A 2,553-nucleotide genomic window follows, 5' to 3' on the forward strand; every position below is an offset into this window, starting at 1 on the left:
ACCGTGACCTTGCCCTGCCACAGCCCGGTTTCTTTCGACAGCGTCAGGTGCTCGGGCCGCACGCCGGCGGTGGTCGCACCCTTTTGCCGGGCGTAGTCGCCGGTCACCAGGTTCATGCGCGGCGAGCCGATGAAGCCGGCGACGAAGAGGTTGGCGGGCGAGCGGTAAAGCTCCATCGGCGAACCGACCTGCTCGATATTGCCGCGGTTGAGGACAACGATCTTGTCGGCCATGGTCATGGCTTCCACCTGGTCGTGGGTGACGTAGATCATCGTCGTCTTCAACGTGTTGTGCAGCTCGGAGATTTCCAGCCGCATGGTGCCACGCAGCGCCGCATCGAGGTTGGAAAGCGGTTCGTCGAACAGAAACGCTTTCGGTTCGCGCACGATGGCGCGGCCGATGGCCACGCGCTGGCGCTGGCCGCCGGACAGTTGCGAGGGCCGGCGTTCGAGATAATCGGTGAGGTTAAGGATGCGGGCGGCATCGTCGACCTTCTTGTCGATGACGGCCTTGTCGAGCTTGGCCATCTTCAGCGGGAAGGCGATGTTGTTGCGCACGCTCATATGCGGATAGAGCGCATAGGACTGGAACACCATGGCAAGGCCGCGCTCGGCCGGGGCCTTTTCGGTGGCGTCGTTGCCGTCGATGACTATTCTGCCGCCGGAGACGTCTTCCAGCCCGGCGATCAGGCGCAGCAGCGTTGACTTGCCGCAGCCGGACGGGCCGACGAAGACGACGAACTCGCCGTCATGGATATCGAGATCGATCGACGGGATGACTTTTGCCTCGCCGAAGAGCTTGGACACGTTCTGAAGGGAAATGCTGCCCATTATTGTCGTTCCTTATTTCACGGCGCCAAAGGTGAGGCCACGCACGAGTTGTTTCTGCGAGAACCAGCCGATGACGAGAATGGGGGCGATCGCCATCATCGAGGCGGCCGAAAGTTTTGCCCAGAACAACCCCTGCGGTGAGGAGAAGGAGGCGATGAAGGCCGTCAGCGGTGCCGCATTGGTGGTCGTCAGCCGGATGGTCCAGAAGGATTCGTTCCAGGCGAGGATGACGTTCAGGAGCAGCGTCGAGGCGATGCCCGGAACCGCCATTGGTGTGAGCACATGCACGATCTCGTTCCACAGCGATGCGCCATCCATGCGGGCTGCTTCAAGGATCTCGCCGGGGATTTCGCGGAAGTAGGTGTAAAGCATCCACACCACGATCGGCAGGTTGATGAAGGTGAGCATGACGGTCAGCCCAATGCGGGTATCGAGCAGGCCGGCATTGCGGAAGATCAGGTAGATCGGCACCAGCACGGCCACCGCCGGCATCATCTTGGTGGAGAGCATCCACATCAGAATGTCTTTGGTGCGCTTGGTCGGCGAGAACGCCATGGCCCAGGCGGCGGGAATGGCGATGATCAGCGCGATGATCGTCGAGCCGAGCGACAGCACCACCGAGTTCATGAACGGCTTGAAGTAATCGCGCTGGGTCTGCACGGTGATGTAGTTTTCCAGCGTGCCCGAGGGAATGAGGCTGAAGCCTGCGATCGCCTCCGGCTCGGTCTTGATCGAGGTGAGGAAGGCATAGAGGATCGGGAAGAACAGCAAAAGCGCCACGGCCCATGCCGCGATGGAAAAGCCGATCTTCGCACGTGTGGTTGTCTTGCGGGCCATGATCGGTTCTCCTTAACGGTCGAGGTTCTTGCCGACGGCGCGCATCAGGAAGATGGCGACGATATTGGCGAGCACGACGGCGATGATGCCACCGGCCGATGCGCCGCCGACGTCGTAACCCAGAAGCGCCGTGCGATAGATGAGGAAGGCAAGGTTGGTCGAGGCATAACCGGGGCCGCCATTGGTGGTGACGAGGATTTCCGCGTAGACGCCGAGCAGGAAGATCGTCTGGATGAGGATGACGACGGTAATGGCGCGCGACAGATGCGGCAGCGTCAGATAGACGAAACGGTTGATGAAGTTGGCGCCATCCATCTCGGCCGCTTCCTTCTGTTCGCCATCGAGCGACTGCAGGGCGGTGAGCAGGATCAGCGTTGCAAAGGGCAGCCATTGCCAGGCGACGATGATGATGATGGAGAGCAGCGGAAACTGCGCGAACCAGTCGACCGGCTGCAGGCCGAAGAAGCGGGACAGATCGGCGAGCACGCCGTAACCGGGATGCATGATCATGTTCTTCCACACCAGTGCGGCCACCGGCGGCATGACGAAGAACGGCGAGATGATCATGATGCGCACGATACCCTGACCGAAGATGTCATTGTCGAGCAGGAGCGCAATGGCGATGCCGCCGATGACGGTGATCAGAAGTACGCCGCCGACGATCAGCAGCGTGTTCCAGATCGACTGGAAGAAGGCCGGGTCGGTGTAGAAATACTGGTAATTGAACAGGCCCGCAAAGCTGACATTGGCAGGGTTGAGCAGATTGTAGTTCTGGAACGAAAACCACAGCGTCATCGCCAGGGGCACGATCATCCACACCAGCAAAAGCAGCACCGAAGGCGCAAGCATAACCCGCGCCAGACCGCTCGTGTTCCGTGTTGCCATT

3 protein-coding genes are annotated in these 2,553 nt (G+C 60.6%); all 3 read right to left on the reverse strand.

Translation table 11 applies throughout. The features are described 5' to 3' along the window. The coding region (locus tag V6S97_RS28960; protein WP_019566493.1) for an ABC transporter ATP-binding protein at positions 1 to 830 on the reverse strand (830 nt) is incomplete at its 3' end. Positions 831 to 842: 12 nt separating this feature from the next. Further along, complete coding sequence (locus tag V6S97_RS28965) at positions 843 to 1,667, reverse strand: carbohydrate ABC transporter permease (RefSeq protein WP_111782392.1); 825 nt, start codon at positions 1,665 to 1,667, stop codon at positions 843 to 845. A gap of 12 nt (positions 1,668 to 1,679) precedes the next feature. After that, positions 1,680 to 2,552, reverse strand: a complete 873-nt coding sequence (locus tag V6S97_RS28970; RefSeq protein ID WP_111791367.1) for a carbohydrate ABC transporter permease — start codon at positions 2,550 to 2,552, stop codon at positions 1,680 to 1,682. Between the last annotated feature and the right edge of the window lies 1 nt (position 2,553).

It is taken from the genome of Agrobacterium sp. CCNWLW155, from assembly GCF_036888815.1.
Lineage (GTDB): Bacteria > Pseudomonadota > Alphaproteobacteria > Rhizobiales > Rhizobiaceae > Agrobacterium > Agrobacterium radiobacter.

Excerpts from the sequence above, each read along its gene's own strand:
- V6S97_RS28965 (WP_111782392.1), bottom strand. The coding sequence starts at position 1,667 with ATGGCCCGCAAGACAACCACACGTGCGAAGATCGGCTTTTCCATCGCG.
- V6S97_RS28970 (WP_111791367.1), bottom strand. The coding sequence starts at position 2,552 with ATGGCAACACGGAACACGAGCGGTCTGGCGCGGGTTATGCTTGCGCCT.